Origin of the sequence: Rhizorhabdus phycosphaerae (assembly GCF_011044255.1) — a bacterium.
Lineage (GTDB): Bacteria > Pseudomonadota > Alphaproteobacteria > Sphingomonadales > Sphingomonadaceae > Rhizorhabdus > Rhizorhabdus phycosphaerae.
The window spans coordinates 4,126,826-4,150,322 of the sequence record NZ_CP049107.1 but is presented as its reverse complement, the minus strand read 5'-3'; the positions used below and the strand labels follow the sequence as shown (position 1 = coordinate 4,150,322).

25 protein-coding genes are annotated in these 23,497 nt (G+C 65.9%); 19 read left to right on the top strand and 6 right to left on the bottom strand.

All coding sequences use genetic code 11. The features are described 5' to 3' along the window. Positions 1-95: 95 nt before the first annotated feature. Genes G6P88_RS19315 through G6P88_RS19305 form a run of 3 tightly spaced genes read left to right on the top strand, consistent with a single transcriptional unit; the run spans position 96 to position 2,263 of the window. The gene (locus tag G6P88_RS19315) at positions 96-1,082 is read left to right on the top strand and encodes an agmatine deiminase family protein (RefSeq protein WP_165324652.1); all 987 of its coding nucleotides are present in this window, start codon (positions 96-98) and stop codon (positions 1,080-1,082) included. 13 nt (positions 1,083-1,095) lie between these two features. Beyond that, positions 1,096-1,944, top strand: a complete 849-nt coding sequence (gene aguB / locus G6P88_RS19310; protein ID WP_165324651.1) for an N-carbamoylputrescine amidase — start codon at positions 1,096-1,098, stop codon at positions 1,942-1,944. A gap of 25 nt (positions 1,945-1,969) precedes the next feature. Next, positions 1,970-2,263, top strand: a complete 294-nt coding sequence (locus G6P88_RS19305) for a putative quinol monooxygenase (protein WP_165324650.1) — start codon at positions 1,970-1,972, stop codon at positions 2,261-2,263. A gap of 68 nt (positions 2,264-2,331) precedes the next feature. On the opposite strand, the gene G6P88_RS19300 is transcribed toward G6P88_RS19305, so the two are convergent. Further along, positions 2,332-3,597 carry a dicarboxylate/amino acid:cation symporter gene (locus G6P88_RS19300; RefSeq protein ID WP_165324649.1) on the bottom strand — a complete coding sequence of 422 codons (1,266 nt, stop codon included), beginning with the start codon at positions 3,595-3,597 and terminating at the stop codon, positions 2,332-2,334. A gap of 24 nt (positions 3,598-3,621) precedes the next feature. On the opposite strand from G6P88_RS19300, the gene G6P88_RS20470 reads away from it, so the two are divergent. Together G6P88_RS20470 and G6P88_RS19295 are read left to right on the top strand one after the other, a co-directional pair. Next, positions 3,622-3,756 carry a hypothetical protein gene (locus tag G6P88_RS20470; RefSeq protein WP_282097768.1) on the top strand — a complete coding sequence of 45 codons (135 nt, stop codon included), beginning with the start codon at positions 3,622-3,624 and terminating at the stop codon, positions 3,754-3,756. Next, positions 3,753-5,093, top strand: coding sequence for an AmpG family muropeptide MFS transporter (locus tag G6P88_RS19295; RefSeq protein WP_165324648.1), 1,341 nt, complete (start codon positions 3,753-3,755; stop codon positions 5,091-5,093). The genes G6P88_RS20470 and G6P88_RS19295 overlap by 4 nt, the downstream gene beginning before the upstream one ends. A 9-nt stretch (positions 5,094-5,102) precedes the next feature. Here G6P88_RS19295 and ada read toward each other — a convergent pair whose 3' ends face one another. The 3 genes from ada to G6P88_RS19280 form a co-directional block, all read right to left on the bottom strand. Further along, positions 5,103-6,158, bottom strand: a complete 1,056-nt coding sequence (gene ada / locus G6P88_RS19290) for a bifunctional DNA-binding transcriptional regulator/O6-methylguanine-DNA methyltransferase Ada (RefSeq protein ID WP_165324647.1) — start codon at positions 6,156-6,158, stop codon at positions 5,103-5,105. A 111-nt stretch (positions 6,159-6,269) separates the two neighbouring features. Beyond that, positions 6,270-6,530, bottom strand: a complete 261-nt coding sequence (locus tag G6P88_RS19285) for a hypothetical protein (protein ID WP_165324646.1) — start codon at positions 6,528-6,530, stop codon at positions 6,270-6,272. Positions 6,531-6,562: 32 nt separating this feature from the next. Next, complete coding sequence (locus tag G6P88_RS19280; RefSeq protein WP_165324645.1) at positions 6,563-7,069, bottom strand: hypothetical protein; 507 nt, start codon at positions 7,067-7,069, stop codon at positions 6,563-6,565. Positions 7,070-7,276: 207 nt separating this feature from the next. Between G6P88_RS19280 and rpiB the strand changes: the two genes are divergently transcribed. From rpiB to G6P88_RS19250, 6 genes are all read left to right on the top strand, one after another. Further along, a complete protein-coding gene (rpiB, locus tag G6P88_RS19275) occupies positions 7,277-7,735 on the top strand; it encodes a ribose 5-phosphate isomerase B (RefSeq protein WP_165324644.1) in 459 nt (152 codons plus the stop codon). Next, the gene (gene glyA, locus G6P88_RS19270; protein WP_165324643.1) at positions 7,732-9,048 is read left to right on the top strand and encodes a serine hydroxymethyltransferase; all 1,317 of its coding nucleotides are present in this window, start codon (positions 7,732-7,734) and stop codon (positions 9,046-9,048) included. Before rpiB ends, glyA begins: the two co-directional genes overlap by 4 nt. Then, positions 9,049-9,510, top strand: coding sequence for a transcriptional regulator NrdR (gene nrdR, locus G6P88_RS19265; protein WP_165324642.1), 462 nt, complete (start codon positions 9,049-9,051; stop codon positions 9,508-9,510). Then, the gene (locus tag G6P88_RS19260) at positions 9,507-10,235 is read left to right on the top strand and encodes an RNA methyltransferase (RefSeq protein ID WP_165324641.1); all 729 of its coding nucleotides are present in this window, start codon (positions 9,507-9,509) and stop codon (positions 10,233-10,235) included. Before nrdR ends, G6P88_RS19260 begins: the two co-directional genes overlap by 4 nt. A 153-nt stretch (positions 10,236-10,388) precedes the next feature. Continuing rightward, a complete protein-coding gene (locus tag G6P88_RS19255) occupies positions 10,389-11,258 on the top strand; it encodes a PEPxxWA-CTERM sorting domain-containing protein (RefSeq protein WP_165324640.1) in 870 nt (289 codons plus the stop codon). A 70-nt stretch (positions 11,259-11,328) separates the two neighbouring features. Next, the gene (locus G6P88_RS19250; RefSeq protein ID WP_165324639.1) at positions 11,329-12,168 is read left to right on the top strand and encodes a sterol desaturase family protein; all 840 of its coding nucleotides are present in this window, start codon (positions 11,329-11,331) and stop codon (positions 12,166-12,168) included. 2 nt (positions 12,169-12,170) lie between these two features. Here the strand turns inward: G6P88_RS19250 and G6P88_RS19245 are convergent, their stop codons facing one another. Beyond that, on the bottom strand, positions 12,171-12,497 hold the full coding sequence (locus G6P88_RS19245; protein ID WP_165324638.1) for a chorismate mutase: 327 nt from the start codon (positions 12,495-12,497) through the stop codon (positions 12,171-12,173). Between the two features lie 101 nt (positions 12,498-12,598). Here G6P88_RS19245 and G6P88_RS19240 point away from each other — a divergent pair, with 101 nt between their 5' ends. From G6P88_RS19240 to G6P88_RS19230, 3 genes are all read left to right on the top strand, one after another. After that, positions 12,599-14,116 (top strand): glycosyltransferase family protein, encoded by a 1,518-nt coding sequence (locus G6P88_RS19240; RefSeq protein ID WP_165324637.1) that lies wholly within the window; start codon positions 12,599-12,601, stop codon positions 14,114-14,116. Between the two features lie 188 nt (positions 14,117-14,304). After that, positions 14,305-14,919, top strand: coding sequence for a 30S ribosomal protein S4 (gene rpsD / locus G6P88_RS19235; protein ID WP_165324636.1), 615 nt, complete (start codon positions 14,305-14,307; stop codon positions 14,917-14,919). Positions 14,920-15,075: 156 nt separating this feature from the next. Further along, on the top strand, positions 15,076-16,134 hold the full coding sequence (locus G6P88_RS19230; RefSeq protein ID WP_165324635.1) for an acyltransferase family protein: 1,059 nt from the start codon (positions 15,076-15,078) through the stop codon (positions 16,132-16,134). A 35-nt stretch (positions 16,135-16,169) separates the two neighbouring features. Here G6P88_RS19230 and G6P88_RS19225 read toward each other — a convergent pair whose 3' ends face one another. Further along, positions 16,170-16,811 (bottom strand): TetR/AcrR family transcriptional regulator, encoded by a 642-nt coding sequence (locus G6P88_RS19225; RefSeq protein WP_226946645.1) that lies wholly within the window; start codon positions 16,809-16,811, stop codon positions 16,170-16,172. Between the two features lie 84 nt (positions 16,812-16,895). Between G6P88_RS19225 and G6P88_RS19220 the strand changes: the two genes are divergently transcribed. From G6P88_RS19220 to G6P88_RS19200, 5 genes are all read left to right on the top strand, one after another. Continuing rightward, positions 16,896-18,362, top strand: coding sequence for an efflux transporter outer membrane subunit (locus G6P88_RS19220; RefSeq protein ID WP_165324634.1), 1,467 nt, complete (start codon positions 16,896-16,898; stop codon positions 18,360-18,362). After that, positions 18,355-19,482 carry an EmrA/EmrK family multidrug efflux transporter periplasmic adaptor subunit gene (locus tag G6P88_RS19215; RefSeq protein WP_165324633.1) on the top strand — a complete coding sequence of 376 codons (1,128 nt, stop codon included), beginning with the start codon at positions 18,355-18,357 and terminating at the stop codon, positions 19,480-19,482. The genes G6P88_RS19220 and G6P88_RS19215 overlap by 8 nt, the downstream gene beginning before the upstream one ends. Positions 19,483-19,486: 4 nt before the next feature. Then, entirely contained in the window at positions 19,487-21,013 is a 1,527-nt protein-coding gene (locus G6P88_RS19210; RefSeq protein ID WP_165324632.1) for a DHA2 family efflux MFS transporter permease subunit, read from the top strand. 68 nt (positions 21,014-21,081) lie between these two features. Continuing rightward, a complete protein-coding gene (locus G6P88_RS19205; RefSeq protein ID WP_165324631.1) occupies positions 21,082-22,482 on the top strand; it encodes an FAD-binding oxidoreductase in 1,401 nt (466 codons plus the stop codon). Between the two features lie 50 nt (positions 22,483-22,532). Beyond that, complete coding sequence (locus G6P88_RS19200) at positions 22,533-23,492, top strand: alpha/beta hydrolase (RefSeq protein ID WP_165324630.1); 960 nt, start codon at positions 22,533-22,535, stop codon at positions 23,490-23,492. Positions 23,493-23,497: the final 5 nt, after the last annotated feature.

Here is a 23,497-nt window from a genome sequence, read left to right as displayed (position 1 = left end):
AATGCGCGGTCGGGAATCGGCTATCGCCGCGCCCTGCCCTCCCATCGGCGATTCCCCACTTTGAACCGTCACGCCGCATCGCTATCTGCGCGGGCATGAGCAACTATCGCCAGCCCGCCGAATGGGCGCCGCACGACGCCGTCTGGATCGGCTTTCCCAGTCATCCCGAATTGTGGGAGGACGATCTCGAACCCGCGCAGGACGAAGTTGTCGCCTTCGCGCGCGCCGTTCATGCCGATGGCAAGGGCGAGCGCGTCATCCTCGTCGCCGCCGACGAGGCATCGGCCGAGCGCGCCCGCGAGCTGGCGGGCGATGCGGCCGAGGTGATCGTCGAGGCGTTCGGCGACATCTGGCTGCGCGACAGTGCGCCGATCATCGTCCGTTCGGAGGCCGGTCTCGCCGCGACCGACTTCGGCTTCAACTGGTGGGGCGGCAAATATGAACTGCCCGGCGACGAGAGCATCGGCGCCCGCCTCGCCGCGCGCACCGGTTTTCAGACGCGCCGGCAGGACTGGGTGTTCGAGGGCGGCGCGATCGACGTCGACGGCACCGGCGTCGCCGTGACGACCGAGCAATGCCTGCTCAACCCGAACCGCAACCCCGACCTCGACCGCGCGGCGATCGAGGCGCGGCTGGTGGACGGGCTGGGCATCGAGCGGCTGTTGTGGCTCGGCGACGGGCTGCTCAACGACCATACCGACGGCCATGTCGACAATCTCGCCCGCTTCGTGGCACCCGGCACCATCGCCATTCCCGAACCGGCCGGTGTGGACGATCCCAATGCCGAGGTCTTCGCCGACGCGCGCGCGCGGGCCGAGGCCTTCGGGCTGAAGGTGGTCGCCATCCCCTCGCCCGGCGCGGTGGAGAGCGATGGGGAGATCATCCCCGCCTCCTATATGAACTTCTACATCGGCAACGCCGCCGTGGTCGTGCCGCTCTATGGCGCACCGAACGACGATGCCGCCGTGGCCGCGATCGCCGCGCTGTTTCCGGGCCGGACGGTGACCGGCTTCCGCGCCGACCATATCCTGACCGGCGGCGGCAGCTTCCACTGCATCAGCCAGCAGATTCCGAGCGCATAAGGAGCGAACCGAGATGACCAAGATCAAGGTGGCGGCGCTCCAGCTCGCCTTCTCCGACGACATCGACGAGAACATCGCCGAAGTGTCGAATCTCGTCCGCGAGGCGGCGGGCAAGGGCGCGCAGGTCATCCTGCCGCCCGAGCTGTTCGAGGGCCATTATTTCTGCCGGGTCGAGGACGAAGGCCTGTTCGCGCGCGCCAAGCCCACGGCCGAACACAAGGCCGTCACGGCGATGCAGGCGCTGGCGGCCGAGCTGAAGATCCATATCCCGACCAGCTTCTTCGAGGCCGACGGCCCGCATCATTATAACAGCCTCGCGATGATCGATCCCGACGGGCGGGTGCAGGGCGTCTATCGCAAGAGCCACATCCCCGACGGCCCCGGCTATGAAGAGAAATTCTACTTCCGCCCGGGCAATACCGGCTTCAAGGTCTGGCCGGCCGAGGACACGACCGTCGGCGTCGGCATCTGCTGGGACCAATGGTATCCGGAGACGGCGCGCGCGATGATGCTGATGGGCGCGCAGGTCCTCTTCTACCCGACCGCGATCGGCAATGAGCCGCACGACCCCGATCTCGACACCAGCCGCCTGTGGCGTCGGGCGATGATCGGCCATGCGGTGTCGAACGTCGTGCCGGTTGTCGCCGCAAACCGGATCGGGACCGAAGACGGCCAGACCTTCTACGGCCACAGCTTCATCTGCGACGAGCGCGGCGATCTGTTGGCCGAATTCGGCGCGACCGAGACCGGGGTTCTCGTCGCGGAACTGGACATCGATCTGGCCAAGCGCCACCGTGCGGCCTTCGGCTTCTTCCGCGACCGGCGTCCCGAACTCTACGGCCGCCTCGCGCAGGATATCTGACAAACGCCCGCTGAGGAGAGGGACGATGACGATCGCGCGAGTCTATACGATGCACGCCAAGGAAGGCATGTCCGCCGAAATGGAGGCGGCGCTCAACCATCTGATCGACGGCGTGACCGCGATCGACGGCTCGCATGGCGCTGAACTGCTCCGCGACGCGGGCAATGACCGGCGCTTCATCCTGATCGAGAAGTGGGAGAGCATCGAGGCGCACAAGGCCGGCGCGGAGGCCTTCAAGAAGATCGACACGTCGGCGCTCATGGCGGCGATCGACGGCCCGCCCGACGGTGCCTATTTCGACTATCTCGTCCGGCAATAAGCGCCGGCATCCGCAGAAAAGAGAAGAGCCCCTCGACCGGTGGTCGGGGGGCTCTTTCGTTTCAGACGTCAGGGCGCGTGCGCCGGCTCGATCTCGGCGGGTTCGATCGGATCTAGATATTTGGTTTCCCATTTCGCGACCACGACGCTGGCGACGGCATTGCCGACGACGTTGGTCGCAGACCGTCCCATGTCGAGGAAATGATCGACCGCGAGGATCAGCAGCAGCCCCGCCTCGGGAATGTCGAAGAAGGCCAGCGTCGACGAGATGATGACCAGGCTGGCGCGCGGCACGCCGGCGATCCCCTTCGACGTCACCATCAGGATCAGCAGCATCGTGAACTGGTGCCACAGAGTCAGTTCGACGCCATAAGCCTGCGCGATGAACATCGTCGCGAAGGTGCAGTAGATCATCGAGCCGTCGAGATTGAACGAATAGCCGAGCGGCAGGACGAAGCTGGCGATGCGCGGCGGCACGCCGAAGCGGTCGAGCGCCTCGAGCGTCCGCGGGAAGGCCGCTTCCGAAGAGGCGGTGCTGAAGGCCAGCAGGATCGGCTCGCGGATATAGCGGATCAGCAGCCCCGTGCGCGACCCGACGACGAGGAAGCACAGCGTCAGCAGCACGCCCCACAGCACCAGCATTGACAGATAGAAGCTGCCCATGAACTTACCGAAGCTGATCAGGATGGTCGGTCCCTGCTCGGCCAGCGCCGTCGTCACGGCGGCGAACACGGCAAACGGGGCGAAGCGCATCACATAGTCGGTGATCTGGAGCATGACCTGCGCCAGCGCCTCGATACCCCGGACGAGCGGCGCTGCCTTTTCGCCTACCGCCGTCACCGCGACGCCGGTGAAGACCGAAAAGACGAGGATCTGCAATATCTCGTTGGTCGCCATCGCCTCGAAGAAGCTCTTGGGCACCAGATGGGTGATGAACTGCTTGAGCGAGAAATCGCCCTGCGACAGACCCGCGCTCGCGCCTTCGGGCGGCAGGACCAGGTCTGCGCCTACCCCCGGCTGCAGCAGGTTGACCATCACCAGGCCCAGGGTCAGCGACAACAGGCTTGCGCCCAGGAACCAGCCGATAGCGCGCGCCCCGACCCGTCCCAATGCCGCCGTGTCGCCCATGTGCGAAATGCCGACGACGAGGGTCGCGAACACCAGTGGCGCGATGATCATCTTGATCAGGCGCAGGAATATCTCCGTCAGGATGGAGATATAGCCGGTGATGTCCTTGAGCGTCGCCGGATCGGCGACCGTCTTGTTGAGCGTGATGCCGAGGATGATGCCGACAACCATCGCTATGAGAATGTACATCGTGAGGCGCTTGGCCACGGGCGTCTCCGGAATATGTAAAGCATGTTGGTCGTCGCAAAGCGCTGCGCGGTCAAGGGCAAGGGTGTCGAAAATGGCGGCGTTCCGCGCGACGCAACGAATGGTGGGATGACGCCGCCCCTTCCCACTTCGCGCGGCCTCGCTATGCTGGCGCGATGAAAAGCGGATTGGGGGACGACGGCGCGACCGTCGAAGGCAGGGGCATCATCGCGGCGTTCCGGCCCTATCTGGAACCGGCGCCGCTCTCGGCGCTGTTCCTGGGCATAAGCTCTGGCTTTCCCTTCGCGATGATCGGCGCGACCCTTACCACGCGCCTGGCACAGGACGGCATAGACAAGAAGGCCGTCACCGCCTTCACCCTCGCCTTCCTGGTCTATAATCTTAAATTTCTCTGGGCCTGGGTCGTCGATGGTATCCGCCTCCCCGTCCTGGGGCGGTTGGGGCAGCGCGTATCCTGGATGCTCGTCATCGGGCTGCTCGTCATCGCCGCTGTATTCCATCTCGCGCTGGTCGATCCCAAGGCGAGTCTGATGCAGACCGCCGTCGCGGCGATACTGGTCGGCGCGGCCGGCGCGACCTTCGACATCATCATCGACGCCTATCGAATCGAACTGCTCGAGGCGCGGCAACTGGGTGTGGGCGCGGGCATGTCGCAATATGGCTGGCGGATCGGATCGGCGACGGCCGGTGCCGTGGCGCTGATCCTGGCCGGTCGCTTCGGCTGGGAGGTCGCTTATGCCGCCTGCGCCGCCTTCGCCCTGCCCGCGATGATCACAGCGCTGGTGATGGGCGAACCCGAGCGCCACCGCGAGCCGACCGGCCGGCGCAGCGGCGGCGAAGTCTGGGCATCGATCGTCGGGCCTCTGCTCGAATTCTTCCGGCGCCGCGGCGCGATGCTCGTGCTGCTCTTCATCCTGCTGCACAAGATCGGCGACACGCTCGCCAACCTCACCTTCCGGCTGCTCTTCGACGATCTCGGCTACAGCAACGACGAAATCGCGATCTACGATATCGGCTTCGGCTTCTGGGCCTATCTCGCCGGCATCTTCATCGGCGGCATCCTCTATTCCCGGCTGGGCCTGAAACGATCGGTGCTGTTGAGCCTGATCCTCATGGCCGTTTCAAACCTGAGCTTCGCCGGGCTCGCCGCGAGCGGCCATGACAATTGGGCGATGGCCGGAGCGATCGGCTTCGAGAACATCGCCAGTGGCATCGGTGGCGTCTGCGTGGTCGCCTATTTCTCCGCGCTGTGCGACCTGCGCTTCACCGCCGCCCAATATGCTCTGATATCGGCGGCGGCCAGCGTGGTCGGGCGGGTGATGACGGGAACCACGGCCGGCGCGATGATCGAAGCCGTCGGCTATGTGAATTTCTACCTGCTGACCACCCTCGCCGCCCTGCCCGGCATCCTGCTCTTCTGGCTGATGATGCGCGCGGGGCTGATCGACCAGTCGATCGGCAGCGCGGGCGAAGACGAGACGGCAACCGCGGCCTGAGCCCCGGCCTTACCCCTCGCTCTCGCGTGCCAGCAGGCGGCGCTTGCGATCCGGCCCCCAGCGATAGCCGGTGATCGACCCGTCCGACCGCAACACCCGGTGGCACGGCACCGCCACCGCTATGGCATTCGCCGCACAGGCGGCAGCCACCGCGCGCGACGCGCGCGGCTCGCCGATCGCCTGCGCCACCTCCGCGTAGCTGCGCGTCTCACCCGACGGAATGGCGCGCAGCGCCTGCCACACCCGCTGCTGGAAGGCCGTCCCGCGAATGTCGAGCGGCAGCGCCATTCCCCGGGCCGGCTCCTCGATCATGGCGACCACGGCGTCGAGCGTTTCGCGGAAAGCCTCGCCGGCCTCGCTGATCGCCGCATTCGGGAAGCGGCGGTGCAGGTCCGCGACCAGCGGCGCGTCTTGGTCGCCCATCAAAATCGCACAGATGCCGCGCTCGCTGGCGGCGGCGAGTACGCGGCCGAGCGAGCAGGCCGCCGTCGCATAGCGCACATCCATCGCCTGTCCGCCCCGGCGATAGGCGGCGGGTGGCATGCCGAGCGCGGCGTCGGCGGCAGCATAGAAACGACCGCTCGATCCGAACCCCGCTTCGTACAAGGCGCGGGTGACATGCTCGCCCGCCTCGAGCGCCGAGCGGACCCGGCCGGCCCGGTGAGCGACGGCATAACCCTTCGGGGTAAGCCCGGTGACCGCCTTGAACATGCGGTGGAAATGATAGGGACTGACGCCGGCAGCGTCGGCTAGCTGGCCGAGCGATGGCGGCTCCTCGGCCGCTTCGATCATGCGGCAGGCCTCCGCCACCAGCGCCGCCTGGCGCTCGGCACGGGGCGCCTCGTTGGGACGGCACCGCTTGCACGGGCGAAAGCCGGCAGCCTCGGCCTCGGTCGGCCCGGCATGGAAGCGGACATTGGCGGGCTTGGGCGTCCGGGCGCCGCAGCTGGGCCGGCAATAGACCCCGGTGGATGCGACCGAATAAACGAAGCTGCCGTCGGCCGCAGCCGAGCGCGCCAGCAACTGGCTCCAGCGGGGATCTTCGACGATGGCGTCCATCAGCATCTCATAGCTCCTTCGACCGATGATGTGTCGAGAGGATCATGAGGGTCTGCGGGGCAACGCGCTCCCCGCCTCTTGCTTTCGAATTGAACGGACGGGGATCGGTCGACGCGATCAGGCGGCGGCGCGGCTCTCCGCATCGCGTTCGCAGTCGGGACAAGGACCGACATGCGGATAGGGATGCGCCGCCTCGTGCCAATGCGCCACGGCCGCCTCGAAGATATCGATGCCCTCGCCATAGCCCAGGCCGCGCAGCACGTCGTTGGTCAGGATGTCCAGCGCGCGATGCGCCTCATGCCCGCTGCTCGTCGCGACGATGTCGCGCGCACGACGGGCGAACTCCTCTGCCGAGATCAGGGGGGCGGGCTTGGTCATCCGCGCGCCCCTAGACCCGAAAACCGGCCATTTCAAGGCTTGGGCGCCACCTCCGCTGGAACGGGTGCAGCCGCATTGCCGGCCGCTGGCGCGGTGCCGTCTTCGCGGCAGAAGCCCTCGCCCTGCTGGATCATCAGGCAGTTCTGCTTGCCGGCCAGCCACTTGAGCCCGGTCTGGTCGCCCGTTGCAGCGCGGACGCTTTCCGGGCGACCGTTGCGGGTGAAGCGGATGAGATCGCCATCAGCCGTTCCTTCGTAGCTTTTGGTGCCGTCCATCAGCGTCACGCTGAGCACGTAGCGCCCGCGCTCGCCGGCCGGCTGGATATCGAGGACAAGCCCCTCGACGCCGATCCACTTGCCGACCCAGGCGTCGGTCGGCAGCGGCGACGCCGCGTTGTCGGCGGGAGCCTCTTCATCGAGCGTGTCGACGGCGGCCTTATCGACGAGCGAGACATTTTCGATCGGCTGAGCATCCTCGCCGCGCGCGCAGGCCGCGAGGAGAGCGAGAGCCGCAAGGCTGGAAACGGTAAAGGTCTTCATCGAATTATGCTCCGTCAACGACGTCTCGATTTGTGATGCGGCACCTTGAACGGGATAGGGACAGCGCCGGTCAACCGAAAAGCGATCGGGTGAAGAGCGGCCAGCATGCTCATCGGTTCCCTTTTGTCATCCTTTCGCGGCATTGCAGCGCGGCGCTTTGGTCCCTAGAGGGTTGCCGCACCCGACTCGTAAAGCACTGGACAGGATATGGCCGAGACCATCGCCATCGCATCCGATCATGCCGCATTCGACATGAAAGCCGCGCTGGCGGACTGGCTCCGCGACCAGGGCCATGAGGTCTTGGACCTCGGGCCTGACAGCACGGCTTCGGTCGACTATCCCGATTATGGCTACAAGCTGGCCCAGGCGATCGCCGATGGGCGCGCCACCAAGGGCATCGCTCTGTGCGGCTCGGGGATCGGCATCTCGATCGCGGTCAACCGTCACCCCGCCGCGCGCTGTGCGCTCGTTTCGGAAGAATTGTCCGCCCGCCTCTCGCGCGAGCACAATGACGCGAACGTCATCGCCATGGGCGCTCGACTCATCGGCATCGAGCAGGCCCGCGCCTGCGCCGCCGCCTTCCTGTCGACGGACTTCGCCGGAGATCGCCATCTCCGCCGCGTCGACAAGCTCTCCAACCCCGCGTTCGACAAGGAACCCGCATGAGCAGCAACCCCGCAGCCACCCTGTCCCAGGTCCAGCCGGACGGCTTCTTCTCGCGCGGCCTCGCCGACGCCGATCCCGCGGTCTTCGCCGGTCTCCAGCAGGAAATCTCGCGCGAAAAGAAGCAGATCGAACTGATCGCATCGGAAAACATCGTCTCCAAGGCGGTGCTCGAAGCGCAGGGTTCGGTCTTCACCAATAAATATGCCGAGGGTTATCCCGGCAAGCGCTATTATCAGGGCTGCCATCCGTCCGACGTGGTCGAGCAGCTGGCGATCGACCGCGCCAAGGAGCTGTTCGGCTGCGGCTTCGCCAATGTCCAGCCGCACTCGGGCGCGCAGGCGAACGGCGCGGTCATGCTGGCGCTGACGAAGCCCGGCGACACGATCATGGGCCTCAGCCTCGACGCGGGCGGTCACCTTACCCACGGCGCCAAGGCCGCGCTGTCGGGAAAGTGGTATAACGCCATCCAATATGGCGTCCGTCCCGACGATCATTTGATCGACTTCGACCAGGTCGAGGCGCTGGCGCGCGAGCACAAGCCGACCCTGATCATCACCGGCGGCTCGGCCTATCCGCGCCAGATCGACTTTGCCCGCTTCCGCGCGATCGCGGACGAGGTCGGCGCGCTGTTCATGGTCGACATGGCGCATTTCGCCGGTCTCGTGGCAGGCGGCGTCCACGCGAGCCCGTTCGAACATGCCCATGTCGTGACCACGACGACGCACAAGACCCTGCGCGGTCCGCGCGGCGGCATGATCATGACCAATGACGAGGCGATCGCGAAGAAGATCAACTCGGCGGTCTTCCCCGGCCTCCAGGGCGGCCCGCTGATGCATGTGATCGCCGCCAAGGCGGTTGCCTTCGGCGAAGCGCTGCAGCCGGAATTCAAATCCTATGCCGCCGCCGTGGTCGAGAACGCCAAGGTCCTCGCGGCGCGCCTCAAGGAGCGCGGCGCCGACCTCGTCTCGGGCGGCACCGACACGCATCTTGCGCTGGTCGATCTGCGCCCGATCGGCGTGACCGGCCGCGACGCCGATGAGGCGCTCGAGCGCGCCGGCATCACCTGCAACAAGAATGGCGTGCCGAACGATCCACTGCCGCCGGTCAAGACGTCGGGCATCCGCGTCGGTTCTCCCGCCGGCACCACCCGCGGCTTCGGCCCGGCCGAGTTCCGCGAGATCGCCGACATGATCGCCGACGTCCTCGATGGACTCGCCAAGAACGGTCCCGAAGGCAATGGCCAGACCGAAGCGCATGTGCGTGCCCGCGTCGAGGCGCTGTGCGATCGCTTCCCGATCTATCCGGAGCTCTAATTGCGCTGCCCCTTCTGCTCGCATGAAGACAGCCAGGTGAAGGACAGCCGCCCCACCGACGATGGGGCGGCGATCCGGCGCCGGCGCCAATGCGAAGGCTGCGGCGCGCGCTTCACGACGTTCGAGCGGATCCAGCTGCGCGAAATGACGGTGGTGAAGAGCGACGGCCGGCGCGAGCCGTTCGATCGCTCGAAGCTCGAACGGTCGATCGCTGTGGCCTGCCGCAAGCGGCCGGTGGATCCCGCGCGCATCGAACGCCTCGCGACAGCGATCCAGCGCCAGATCGAGACGACCGGCGATAGCGAGATCGCGGCCAATGCGGTCGGCGAGATGGTGATGGACGGGCTCAAGGCACTCGATAGCGTCGCCTATATCCGCTTCGCCAGCGTCTACAAGGACTTCACCGAGGCGAAGGACTTCGAGGATTTCGCCGGTGCCGTCAGCGAGGCGGGTCGCGAGTGAGCGGAAGCACCACCCCGCAACCCGCGATTGTTCTCGTCCGTCCTCAGCTCGGCGAGAATATCGGCAAGGCGGCCCGCGCCATGCTGAACTTCGGGCTGACCGACATGCGGCTGGTTGCGCCGCGCGACGGCTGGCCCAATCCGCAGGCGGGGCCTGCCGCGTCGGGCGCCGATGTCGTCCTCGAGCGCGCGCGCGTCTATGACAGCGTCGCCGAGGCGATCTCGGATTGCACGCACGTCTTCGCTACCACCGTGCGCAAGCGGGGCGTAACCAAGCCGGTCATGACGCCGGAAGAGGCTGCAGGTGCGATCCGGAGCGAGCCTGGCCGCTCGGCGATCCTGTTCGGCGCCGAACGCTCCGGCCTGGAGACCGACGATGTCGCGATCGCTCGGACGATCCTGACGGTTCCGATCAATCCCGAGTTCGGCAGCCTGAACCTGGCCCAGGCGGTCATCCTTGTCGCCTATGAATGGTCGAAGGGCGAGGCGCTGGTCTCCCCGACCGCGACCGAACTCGATCCGCCCGCCTCGCAAGTCGAGCTCGACGGGCTGATCGACCATCTCGACCGTATGCTCGACGAATCGGGATATTTCTTCCCGCCCGACAGGGTACCGACGACCAAGCGCATGCTTCGGGGGCTTCTCACCAAACCGGCGTGGAATGCTCAAGAGGTGCGAACGATGCGGGGAGTTTTGACCGCGTTGGAAAGACCTCGCCCTCGGTAATTTCGGCAACTTACCGCCGCTTGGAGGGTTAACGCGAGATCATAGCAATTGTAAACTGGATGTAAACCGCTAAAATCTGCGGAATCTTGCATTTACCAATTGTATACTGTAGATCACCTTATATGCGTATTGTGTATCGGGGGCCTTGGTTGGATGCGTAACAAGCTCGTCGCGCTGCTTGCTGTGCTGGCTGCCTGCCTGTCGGCGGCCCAGGCTCATGCAGCCAATCTGCTGGTCAACGGCGGGTTTGAGACAACCTCCTTCTTCTATCTCGATGGCGGCGGCAATCCGGTCTACCCCGGTACATCCTGGGGGCCTTACTTCACCGACCAGACCGTGCAGGGCTGGGATAATGCCGGCTATAATTTCATCTTCACGCCCGATCTGTCCGCATCGGCGTCGGGTAGTCCGACCACGCCCGCCTACCTTCAGCTGTGGGGCATGCCGGGAACCGGCGTCAGCAACGGCATCACCGCCAGCCCGGTCGGCGGCAATTTCGTTGCGGCCGACGGCGCTTATCTGAACGCGCCGCTGTCGCAGACCGTGACGGGCCTGACCGTGGGTCAGCAATATGCCGTGACCTTCTGGTGGGCGGCAGGCCAGCAATATGGCATCAATTTCAACGGCGACACGGCAAGCGGCTGGAACATCTGCTTCGGCACCTGCGCCTACACCACCAGTTACGATGCCAATGGCGACGGCTATTCGACCTTCACAGGCGTGGATAGCCAGATCGTGGGTACCGGCATGGTCAGCGTACCGGAGCATGGCTTCGTGCCGTGGCGCTATGAATATCTGACGTTCACGGCCACCTCCTCGACGCAGACGCTGTCGCTGCTTGCCTATGGTACGCCGCTGGGTCAGCCGCCTTTCGCGCTGATCGACGGTATCGGCCTCCAGGCGGTTCCGGAACCCACGACCTGGGCGATGATGCTGGTCGGCTTCGGGCTGATCGGTGGCGTGATGCGGGGGCGTCGGCAGTCTCCCCTTCGGCAGACCCCCGGGCACGCCCAGATCATCTGAGGGGTTCCGCGCCCTGCGGCCTGTCCGCATGGGCGGATGACGGCCCCACCCCGACGGTCTAAGGTAAAGCATGGCGCCTGACCTCGAGCATTATCTGCGCACGGCAATGAGCCTTTTCGTCTGGCTCGTCCTGCTGACGGCTATCTTCGTGCCACTCGAACGGCTGGCCGGTCGCCACCGCCAGACGACATTGCGTCCGCAGATGCTCGCCGACCTCGCCTATTTCTTCATGACGGGCCTGATCCCGACCCTCGTCCTGGCGATGCCCATGGCGGTGATAGGGGCGACCGGAAGACAGATCGTGCCCGAAGCCTACACGCTGTGGATCATCGGCCTGCCGATCTGGCTGCAGATCCTCGTCGCGCTGGCGATCGGCGAGTTCGGCTTCTACTGGGGTCACAGGCTGATGCACGAAGTGCCATGGCTATGGCGCTTCCATGCGACCCATCACGAACCGCAGCGGATGGACTGGCTGATCAACACGCGCGCCCATCCGGTGGATATCATCCTCACCCGCATGTTCGGGCTGACACTGGTCAACATCGCCGGCTTCGGCTCGCCGGGGGCCGGCTCGGGAAGCCTCGTACCGGTTATCGTGCTGATCATCGGCACCTTCTGGGGCTTCTTCATCCACGCCAATCTGAATGTCAGCCTGCCCTGGTTCGAACAGTTGCTGTCGACACCGCGTTTCCACCATTGGCACCATTCGCGCGACGAGCAGGTGAACCGCAACTATGCCTCGGTCCTGCCGATCTACGACCGGATGTTCGGAACCTTCCACCTGCCGGCAAAGGCTTGGCCGCCGAGCTACGGCATCGCACCGGAGAACCGCCCGGAGGTGCTGCTCGCCGCCGAACATATGCCGGCGCCGGCGGCCGAGAGGCCCGCAGAGCCGAAGACGCCGGCCTGAGTTCAGCCCTGGCGGAGTTCGTCGAACCTCTCGAGCTCGTGCGCGATCGAGCCTTCGACCAGCATGTCGTAAAGGCGATAGGCCAATTTGGGCGGAAAGCCACGATCATCGGCGACCTTGACCGCATGGGCGATGACCTGGGCCTTGCGGACCTCGTCGCGAACCGCGCCGCGATCCGGCTTTATCCGCGCAGCGGCCTCGATATAGCGCATGCGTTCCGCCAGCAGGCTGACTATCAGCGTGTCGAGACTGTCGATCGCGGCACGGACCTCGCGCATGTCTGTGCAATCGGCTGCGGGAAGGATCGTCTTTTCAGCAGGCTCTGTCATGCGCGCGCCCTTAGACCATATTCGCGGCCGATTGAACCGCCCGATCGGGCTTTTGTGACGACGACGGCCAAGTCGCCTGCTAGGGGGCGCCGAGGGGGGACATGATGACCGGATCGCGCAACTGGAAAGCCCTGGCGGGTCATCCGCTCGCCCTGCTGTGCCTGGCGGCTTTGTGTATCCGGCTGGCATCCGCGATCCTGCTGCCGAACATCACCCATCCCGACGAGACCTTCCAATATGGCGAGCAGGCTTTTCGCGTGGTCGCTGGACGCGGACTCATTCCCTGGGAATATGAGGTCGGAGCGCGGAGCTGGCTCCTCCCCGGATTGCAAATCCCCATCGTCGCGGCAGCGAGGGCCTTCGCCGACGACCCCATGCTGCTGCGGACCATGCTGGCGGCGGCCATGTCGCTGCTCGCACTGCTGACGACCGTTGCCGCCTACCGGATCGGCCGCAGCCTGGGCGGCACGCGCGACGCGGCGATCCTGTCGGCCCTGCTTGCGGCCTTGTGGTGCGAGTTCGTCTATTTCTCGACGCATTTCCTTGCCGACACCGTCTCGGCGGCCTTTCTGCTCCTGGCCGTGGCGGCGGGAAGCTCGGCGCGGCAGGCGTGGGACGATGCCCGGCCGATGCCCGCCTCACGCTGGCTCTTATGCGCCGGGCTCCTGCTCGGGCTGGCTGTCGCCTTCCGGCCGCAGCTGGGGCCTGCGGCGGTTCTTCTGGGTCTGTGGATCGCCGGCGCGATACCCTCGGCGCGCTGGCTGCGCCTGCTCGCGGGTGGCCTTGTCCCGATCCTGGCGATGGGGCTTCTGGACTGGGCCAGCTGGGGAAGCCCCTTCCATTCGGTGCTGACCTATGTCCGCGCCAATTCCGGCGGTATCGCGAACATCTTCGGCGTCGAGCCGGGGCATTATTATCTCAGCCGCGAGCTGGCGGTCTGGGGCGTCGCAACCCCGCTGATCCTTGGCACGGCGCTCCTCGGTTTGCGCCGCGCGCCGATACTGGCGATCGTCAGCCTGACAATTCTCATCACCTTCTCGGCCGTGCCGCACAAGGAGTGGCGCTTCGTCTATCCGGCCTTGCCGCCGCTCTTCTGTCTCTGCGCGATCGGATCAGCGGACGCCGTCGCCTATCTGCGCCGGCGCCTGCCGACAGTGAACGGGTCCACCATGTTCGCGGCCGCTGCCCTGCTGTGGATCGCGCTGTCGCTGCTCAGCGGGGTACGGGGCGCCATGCGGCCGGTCTGGCTGCAGGGCTCGGAGAGCATATTGGCGCTCGAGCAGACCAGCCGCGACCCGCAGGCTTGCGGTCTTGGCGTCGAGCCCCCCGACCGCTGGATGCGAACCGGCATGTCGCGCCTGCGGTCCGACATCCGCCTCTATCCCGCCCGGTCCGGTCAGGACGGGCATTACAACTATGCGATCAGTTTCGAAGCCTCGCGCAGCCGCTTTGCCCGGGGTGACGCGGGTTTCGCCGAAGTCGGCTGCTTTCGCTCCGACACCTGCCTCTACCGACGCCCCGGCGGTTGCACGCCAGGCGGCGAGGAACTGCGTGCGGACCCCGAACCCGCCGTACGCGACATGCTCGACCGGCTCGACGTCGGCCCCGCGAAACCATGAGCGCGCCCGCTGAACGCCATCTTGACTCGCCGGGCCCACCACGTCATAGGCGCGCCTTCGCAATCGGCCCCGCACCCCGGTGAAGCGGCGGCCCCGATGCCCGAACGGGCAAAAGGAGCGAGTACCGGGACCGATCCTGCACCGCATCGCGGCTGCAGGCTACGTAACAGCGATTGAAGGACGATATCATGTCGAAGCGCAACAGCGCCAAGTACAAGCTCGACCGCCGGATGGGCGAAAACATCTGGGGTCGCCCGAAGAGCCCGGTCAACAAGCGTGAATATGGCCCCGGCCAGCACGGTCAGCGCCGCAAGGGCAAGCTCTCCGACTACGGTATCCAGCTGAAGGCGAAGCAGAAGCTCAAGGGCTATTACGGCGACGTCACCGAGAAGCAGTTCAAGAAGAACTACACCGAAGCGTCGCGCATGAAGGGCGACACCTCGCAGAACCTGATCGGTCTGCTCGAGCGCCGCCTCGATGCAGTCGTCTATCGTGCCAAGTTCGCGCCGACGATCTTCGCCGCGCGTCAGCTCGTCAGCCACGGTCACATCCGCGTCAACGGCGTGAAGTGCAACATCGCCTCGCGTCAGGTGAAGCCGGGCGACGAGATCTCGCTGGGCAGCAAGGCGCAGGAAATGGCGCTCGTCCTCGAGGCCCAGGGCCTGTCCGAGCGCGACATTCCCGAATATATCGCGCAGGACGGCGGCGCGAAGGTTACCTTCGTCCGCGTCCCGACGCTCGACGAGGTGCCCTACCCCGTCAAGATGGAGCCGAATCTGGTCGTCGAGTTCTACTCGCGCTGATCGGGCATCATCGAGAAAACAGGAAAGGGCGGCCCGCGGGTCGCCCTTTTCTTTTGTCGTCTTCAGTTGACAAGCCATTCCCGTCCCCCGATCAATGCGACCCAGGAACGGGGCAGTAACCACTCCCGAGCCGTGTAGCGTGAGAGGGGTGTACGAGTGGGCAAGACGCGTCAGCCGAACAATATCGGCTTGCTGCGCCTGATATTCGCCAGCGGCGTCATCCTGACACACGGCCATGAGCAATGGGGCCAGGCGCCTGCCGGGCCGGACCTGCTCCAGAAGATGACAGGCAATGGCCTGACGGTTGCCGCGCTCTGTGTCGACGCCTTCTTTCTGATCAGCGGATATCTGATCGTCCAGTCGATGCGCAACTCGGCCGACCTGCGCAGCTATTTTGCCAAGAGAATCCTGCGCATCTATCCCGCGTTCATCATCGCCTTCCTGCTCAGCGCGCTACTGGTGCCCTTCCTTTTCGAGCAGTTCCCCGACCCGGGACAATTCTGGCGGATGATCATCCTCCAACGTCCCGAGCCTTTCCTGGCGGGGTCGACCTGGATCGAGCCCAACTCGCCGATGTGGACGATATCCTACGAGTTCCGCTGCTATATATTGGTGGCACTGCTTGGCGCCGGAGGATGGCTGGACCGGCGCGAAGCCGTACTCAAGGCAAGCTGCATCCTGTTCCTGCTGTTCTGCCTATGCAATGTGCCGGCGCTCTATTGGCGGGTAGAGCAGTTCCGCTTCCCGCCGATCGTCGACATGACGCTAGGCGCGCCCTATCCCACGCTTCGTCTGCTCTCGGCTTTCGGCTTCGGTGCCTGCGCCTATCTCTATCGCGAGGAATTGCGGAAGCTGAACGGCCGATACGCAGCGCTTGCCGGCGCGCTCGCCCTCGCAGCGCTTTTCTACCGCCCTATCGCGCAGCCATCGGCGATGCTCGCGGGCGGCCTATTGCTCTACTGGGTTGCGTTCCGGGTCGATCTCGGCCGGGCGCAGCGGATCAACGATCGCTTCGACATCAGCTACGGCACCTATCTCTACGGCTTCCCGCTGGGCATAGCGCTGAGCTTCGCAGCCCTGCCGTTCGAGACCTATGTCATGGCGACGCTGGTTGCGGCCTGGACCATGGGCGCATTGAGCTGGATCCTGGTCGAACGGCCCGCCCAGCAATGGAAATCGCGATGGATGCACGGGAAGGGGGCGGTTCCGACCTGACCGGCCGGCGCCCGAGCCACCGTTGCTGCACGGCGTTATGCTGGCCCGTAAAGCGCCATGAAGGTCGCCATCGTCTGATCGACATCAGACGCGATCATCTCGCCCGTCGCCTCGTCCAGCAGCCCTAGCAGCAACTGATGATGGCAGCCGGCCATGCTCAGCACGACCATCAGATGGGCAGCGCGGTCCGGATCTGCCCGCTTCAGCCGGTCGCGCTCCATCATCGAGCGAAGGAAATCGGAGAGAACCCGCTGCGTGGCTCGCGGCGCCCGTTCGTAGAAGATGCGACCGATCTCGGGAAAGCGACCGCATTCGGCCATGATGAGCCGATTGAGCGCGATCGCATCGGGTGCCGTTACCCGCTCGATGAACCCCTTGCAGAAATTGCGCAGACTCTGTTCCGCATCCCCGCACGGGTCGAGCAGCACCAGCAGCCTCTGCCGAAACTCGCTCGTAGCCTTCTCCAGGCCCGCCTCGAACAAGGCCTCTTTCGATGGAAAATAGCTCCACAGCGTGGCCTTTGATCCACCGATCTCCGCCGCGATGGCGGACATGCTCGCGGCGGCATAGCCATGCTCGAGAAAGAAGCGCATGGCGACGTCGATGATGGCTTCGCGGCGGTCCTGGCGACGCGCCTCGCGACGGCTGAGCGGAATCTTCTCCTGTGTCATTTTCATTACCGTACTATACGGTACAGATTTTTATTGACAAGAGGCTAAGTCCAGCGCAGAGCGAAACAATACGACACAGTACGGTTTCCTATGACCCCGAATCACCGAAGATCTCTCCGCACCTTGGCGCCGCTCACGCTCGTGATCGCGCTGTCCGCCTGTGCAGCCGTTCCCGATCTTGGCCCCCGCCCTGCCCTGCGAGCGCCGGACTCGATCGCCGCCGAGCAGAGCCTGGCGACCACCGCCGCCCAGGGCTGGCCGGGTGACGGATGGTGGCAGGCCTTCGGAGACCCCCAGCTCGACGCCCTGATCCGCGAAGGACTGAACGGATCGCCCGATGCCGCCGCCGCCGCCGCGAGGCTGAGGCGTGCCGAGGCTGCGGTCCAGTCGGCCGGCGGCGCGCTTCTGCCGTCGCTCGACGCGGCGGCGGAAGGCGGGTGGCAGAAGCAGAGCTACAATATGGGCTTCCCGAAGGAGTTCGTACCCAAGGGGTGGAAGCAGCGCGGACAGGCTTCCGTCGACCTGTCGTTCGATCTCGATCTGTGGGGCAAGAATCGCGCGACCCTGGCGGCTGCCACGTCCGAGGCTGAAGCAGCGAGGATCGAGCAGGCTCAGGCCCGGCTGACCCTCGCCACCTCGATTGCCTCGGCCTATGCCGATCTCGCCCGTCTTTATGCTGAGCGCGACGTACTCGCGGCCGCCCTCGAACTGAGGGGCGCGACTCAGAAGCTCGTGGCGAACCGCGTCGCCACCGGGCTCGACACCCGCGCCGAGCTGAAGCAGGCGGATGCCGCCGTCCCGACCGCAAAGGCCGATCTGGCCGCTGTGGACGACATGATAACAGCGACCCGCCATCAGCTTGCCGCGCTGGTCGGCGCAGGCCCCGATCGCGGCCTGGCGATCACCCGTCCGGCTCTGGCCCGGCTGCTGGCCCCCGGTCTGCCAGCGCAGACCACCACCGAGCTGATCGGCCGTCGGCCGGACATCGCCGCAGCCCGCGCCCGCGCCGAAGCCGCGGCCGCCCGCATCAAGGTGGCGCGCGCCGACTTCTATCCTGCGGTCAGCCTGAGCGCGCTGGTCGGCGTGCAATCGCTGGGTTTCGACAATCTCGCCAAGAAAGACTCGATCTTCGGCAATGTCGGACCGGCGATCAGCCTGCCGATCTTTCGAGGCGGCAGCCTCGCAGGACAATATCGCGGCGCGCGGGCGACCTATGATGAGGCCGTCGCCGATTATGATCGCACGATATTGGCCGCCTATCGCGAGGTCGCCGATGCCGTGACGAGCCAGCGATCGATCGCCGAGCAGCTGGCCCAGTCGCGACAGGCCCTCGCGGACTCCGAAGAAGCCTATGCGATAGCGCGCAAGCGCTATGAGGGCGGCCTTTCCACCTATCTCGACGTGCTGACAGCGGAAGAGAGAGTGCTGCAGGCGCGCCGCGCCGCAGCGGACCTCGATGCCCGGAGGTTCGGCATCGACATCACTCTCGTTCGCGCGCTGGGCGGCGGCTTCGCTGCGCCCGCTACCGCTCTCTCCAAGGAAGACCAGAATGGCTGAAGCCGATCAGAAGCCCCAGACCGCAGCCCCCAGCCAGCCAGCGGGCGAGAGCCCCGAGGCCAGGGAGGCACGGTTGCAGACACGCAAGACCTGGCTCATCCGCTTCGCGATCCTCGTGGTTGCCGTGGCTCTGATCTACGGCGCTTGGTATCTGCTGGTCGGGCGCAACCATGTCAGCACCGACAACGCCTATGTGAACGCCGAGGTGGCCCAGGTGACGCCGCTGGTCAGCGCGCAGGTGGTGGAGGTTCTGGTCAGCGACACGCAAGCGGTCAAGAAGGGCGACGTGCTCGTCCGCCTCGACGACAGTAACATGCGGATCGCCTATGCCCAGGCGGAAGCCGAACTGGCTCGTGCGAAGCGGATGTTCCGCCAGAGCAGCGCGACCAGCGAAGCGCTATCGGCGCAGGTCAACGCCCGCAGCGCCGACATTGCCAGCGCCGAGGCCGATTATCAGAAGGCCAAGGTCGATCTGGAACGCCGCCTTGCTCTCCAGCCGTCGGGTGCCGTCTCGGGAGACGAACTGACCGCCGCGCGCAAAGCCTTCGCCGCGGCGCAGGCCAGCCTGAACCAGGCGCGCGCCAACCGCGGTGCCGCATCGGGCCAACTCGCCGCCAATCAGGCGCTGGTGTCCGGCTCGACGGTCGAGACCGACCCCGCCGTGCTCGCGGCGAAGGCGAAGCTCGACGCTGCCAAGCTCGACCTCGATCGCGCCGTCATTCGCGCGCCGATCGACGGCGTCGTGACCCGCCGGCAGGTGCAGGTCGGACAGCGTGTGGCCGTCGGCAACCAGATCATGATGATCGTCCCGGTCACGAAGGTCTATGTCGACGCGAACTTCAAGGAACGCCAGCTGCGCCGCGTGCGGCCGGGTCAGGCCGCGACGCTGACCGCCGATCTCTACGGCAGCGACGTGGTCTATCACGGCAAGGTCGTCGGCTTCTCGGGTGGCACCGGCTCCGCCTTCGCGCTGATCCCGGCGCAGAACGCGACCGGCAACTGGATCAAGGTCGTCCAGCGCGTGCCCGTCCGTATCGAACTCGACCCGAAGGAACTGGCCGAGCATCCGCTGCGCGTCGGCCTGTCGATGGAAGCCGAAGTGGACGTCAGCGATCGCTGATACCATGGCCGCCGTCGATCCTTCGTCGCTCTTGACCGGCCGCAAGCGCGCCCTTGCCGGGGCTGCGCTGGCGGCCGCCAATCTCATGGTCGTGCTCGACATGACCATCGCCAATGTCTCTGTGCCGCACATCTCCGGCAATCTCGGCATTTCTGCCAGCCAGGGAACATGGGTCATCACCTCCTATGCGGTGGCGGAGGCGATCTGCCTGCCGCTCACCGGCTGGCTGTCGCAGCGTATCGGCACCGTCCGGCTGTTCATTTTGTCAGTGCTCGGCTTCGGCCTGTTCTCGGTGCTGTGCGGACTGTCGCCGACGCTGGGCATGCTGGTCGTCGCGCGTATCGGCCAGGGGATATGCGGCGGGCCGCTGGTCCCGCTCACCCAGACGCTGCTGATGCGCATCTATCCGCCGGAGAAGCGCCCGCAGGCCATGGGAATATGGGCGATCACAACGCTCACGGGCCCGGCTCTGGGCCCGATCATGGGCGGATTCATCAGCGACAACTGGAGCTGGCACTGGATCTTCTTTATCAACATGCCGATCGTCGCCTTCTGCGCCGGCGTCAGCTACGCGATGCTCCGTCCGGCCGAGACGCCGGTCGTCCGCATCCCGATCGACAAGATCGGTATCGCTTTGCTCGTGCTGTGGATCGGCTGTCTCCAGATCATGCTCGACATCGGGCGCGAACATGACTGGTTCGCCGACCCGTTCGTGCTCGGCCTCGGCATTGCGGCAGCGGTCTTCTTTGTCCTGTTCATCATCTGGGAACTGACCGACGAGCACCCGGTCGTCGACCTGCGGATCTTCCGCTATCGCGGCTTCACGCTGAGCGCCTTCACCCTTGCGCTCGGTTTTGGCGCCTATTTCGCCGGGATCGTTGTCATTCCGCAGTGGATGCAGCTGTCGCTCGGCTACACCGCGACTCAGGCGGGCTTCGCCACCGCCTTCACAGCGATCGCCGCCCTGTTCGTGGCCCGTTTCCCACCGCTGCTGATGGGCAAGATGGACGCACGCTTCGTTCTCAGCTTCGGCCTCATCTGGCTGGGTGGGTCGACCCTGTTGCGGACCAACTGGACCAGCGGCGCCGACTTCTGGTCGCTCGCCATGCCGCAGTTCATCATGGGCATCGGCATGCCCTTCTTCTTCGTCACGGTGACTTCGATCTCGCTGAGTTCGGTGCCGCCGCAGATGGTGACGTCGGCGGCCAGCCTCCAGAATCTTCTGCGCACGATCGCCCTCGCTTTTTCGACCTCTGTCGTGGTGACCTTCTGGAACGATCAGGCGCGGATGTTCGGCAGCGACCTGTCGGGCAACGTCAATCCCGACAGCATGACGGCCACGCTGACCGAGCGCGGCTTTTCGAGCGAGCAGATCCGCACGTTGATCGCGCAGCTGGTGGACAAGGAGGCCCTCACCCTGGCCACCGACAAGGTGTTTCTGGTGACGGGCGGATTGTTGATCGCGATCACCGCGCTCGTGTGGCTCGCCCCGCGTCCGCGTATCAGCGGCCCGCCCAGCGCCGGTCATTGAACGGACGTTCGGCGAAACTGTCGCACAGTTGCTATGCCGATCGGTAGAGGGCGGTCTATGATCCGGCGATGACCGCTCCTGCCCCCTTTTCTCGCCGGCCGCTGCCCGCCGCCTTCGTCGACGACATGCGCGCATTGCTGGGCGACCGCCTCCATCTGGGCGAAGCGATGCGCCGGCAGCATGGATCGAGCGAGGCGCATTTCGAACCGGTGCTGCCCGACGCCGTGGCCTTCCCACACTCGACCGAGGAAGTCGCGGCGCTGGTGCGGCTCTGCCTCGCCGCCGAGATTCCGGTGGTCCCCTTCGGTGCCGGCACCTCGCTGGAGGGCAATGCAACGCCGGTGCGCGGCGGGCTGACGATCGACCTCGGCGAGATGAGCCGGATCGTCGAGGTCAATGCCCAGGATCTCGACTGCACGGTCGAGGCGGGCGTCCGTCGCGAGCAGCTCAACGCCCATCTACGCGACCAGGGGCTTTTCTTCCCGATCGACCCCGGCGCCAATGCGACGATCGGCGGCATGGCCTCCACCCGCGCGTCAGGCACCAACGCGGTGCGCTACGGCACGATGCGCGATGCGGTCCTGTCGCTGAAGGTCGTCACCCCGGAAGGCACCGTCGTCCGCACCGCGCGGCGCGCGCGCAAGTCCGCCGCAGGTTATGATCTGACACGGCTGATGATCGGCGCCGAAGGCACACTGGGCATCATCACCGAAATCTGCCTGCGGCTGCACGGCATTCCCGAGGCAATCTCCTCCGCTGTCTGCCCGTTCGACGCGCTCGCCGGCGCGGTCGACACGGTCGTCCAGGCAATCCAGATGGGCGTCCCGGTCGCCCGCATCGAGCTGCTCGACGCGGCCCAGATGCGCGCCTGCAACGCCTATTCGAAGCTCGATTATCCGGAACAGACGACCTTGCTGTTCGAATTTCACGGCTCCGAGCGCCATGTCGAGGAGCAGGTGGCCACGGTCCGCGATCTCGCCGCCGCCAATGGTGGCGGGCCGTTCCGCTGGTCCAACCTGCCCGAGGAGCGCACGAGGCTGTGGAAGGCGCGGCACGAGGCCTATTATGCAGCGATGAACCAGCGGCCTGGAGCCGTCGGCCTGACCACCGACGTCTGCGTACCGATCAGCCGCCTCGCCGACTGCATATTGGAGACGCGGCAGGACCTCGACGGATGCGCAGTGCCGGCGACCATCGTCGGCCATGTCGGCGACGGCAATTTCCATGTCGTCTTCGCGATCGATCCTAATGCACCCGAAGAGATGCACGCCGTCGAGGCGCTGAACGCCCGCCTCGTCGCCCGCGCGCTGTCGATGGACGGCAGCTGCACCGGCGAGCATGGTATAGGGCTGGGGAAGCAAAGCTTCCTCGTCGATGAGCTCGGCGATGCCGTCGACATGATGCGGACGATAAAGCGCGCGCTCGATCCGAAAGACCTGTTCAATCCGGGCAAGATATTCCAGCTTTGACACCAAGGCACGGAATCGTGCCGTCGAACGATATTGGAGAGCCTGGCCCCATGAGCAGCCGTCACCTCGTCGATGCGCAGATCGCGCCGCTGATCGAGATCTTCGCCCAGATGGCCTTCACGCCGGAAGGGCTGAGCGCATTGCGGGACGCACCCATGACGGCGCCGTCGCCGCCGGACGATCGGGTGAAGCGCGAGTGCGTCACGGTACCGGGACCTGCGGGAGCGCCCGACATCGACCTCCACATCCTCACGCCGGTTCATGCGCAGGGTCCGCTGCCGCTGATCTATCACATCCATGGCGGCGGCTATATCGTCGGCAAGGCGTCCGAGATGGTCCTGCGGCATCAGTCGCTGGTCGCCGAACTCGGCTGCGCGCTCGCCTCGGTCGAATATCGCCTCGCACCCGAGACGCCCTTCCCGGGCGCGATCGAGGATTGCTATTCGGGCCTCGCCTGGATGTTCGACCATGCCGCCGAGCGCGGGATCGATCCGGCGCGCATCGGCGTGATGGGGGAAAGCGCGGGCGGCGGGCTGGCTGCGGCTCTCGCCCTGCTGGCGCGGGACAGGGGCGACTATCGGCTCGCCTTCCAGCACCTCATCTATCCGATGCTCGACGACCGTACCGGAACGTCGTCCGATCCGCATCCCTATGTCGGCGAATATGTGTGGACCGCCGAAAGCAACCGTTTCGGCTGGTCGGCCCTGCTCGGGCACGAGCCCGGGGGAGACGATGTCTCGCCTTATGCCGCCCCCGCCCGCGCAACCGACCTGTCCAGGCTGCCGCCCGCCTTCATCTACACCGGTGCGCTCGACCTCTTCCTCGAAGAGGATTTGGACTATGCGCGGCGGCTGGCGCGCGCGGGTGTGCCGGTCGAGTTTCACCTGTTCCCCGGCGCCTTTCACGGCTTCGAGCTGCAGGAGGATTCACACCTGGCCGGGGCGGCACGGCGGCTGAGCATGGCGGCCCTGCGCCGCTTCATGGCGCTGTCGGACGACGGGCCGGCATAGGGCCC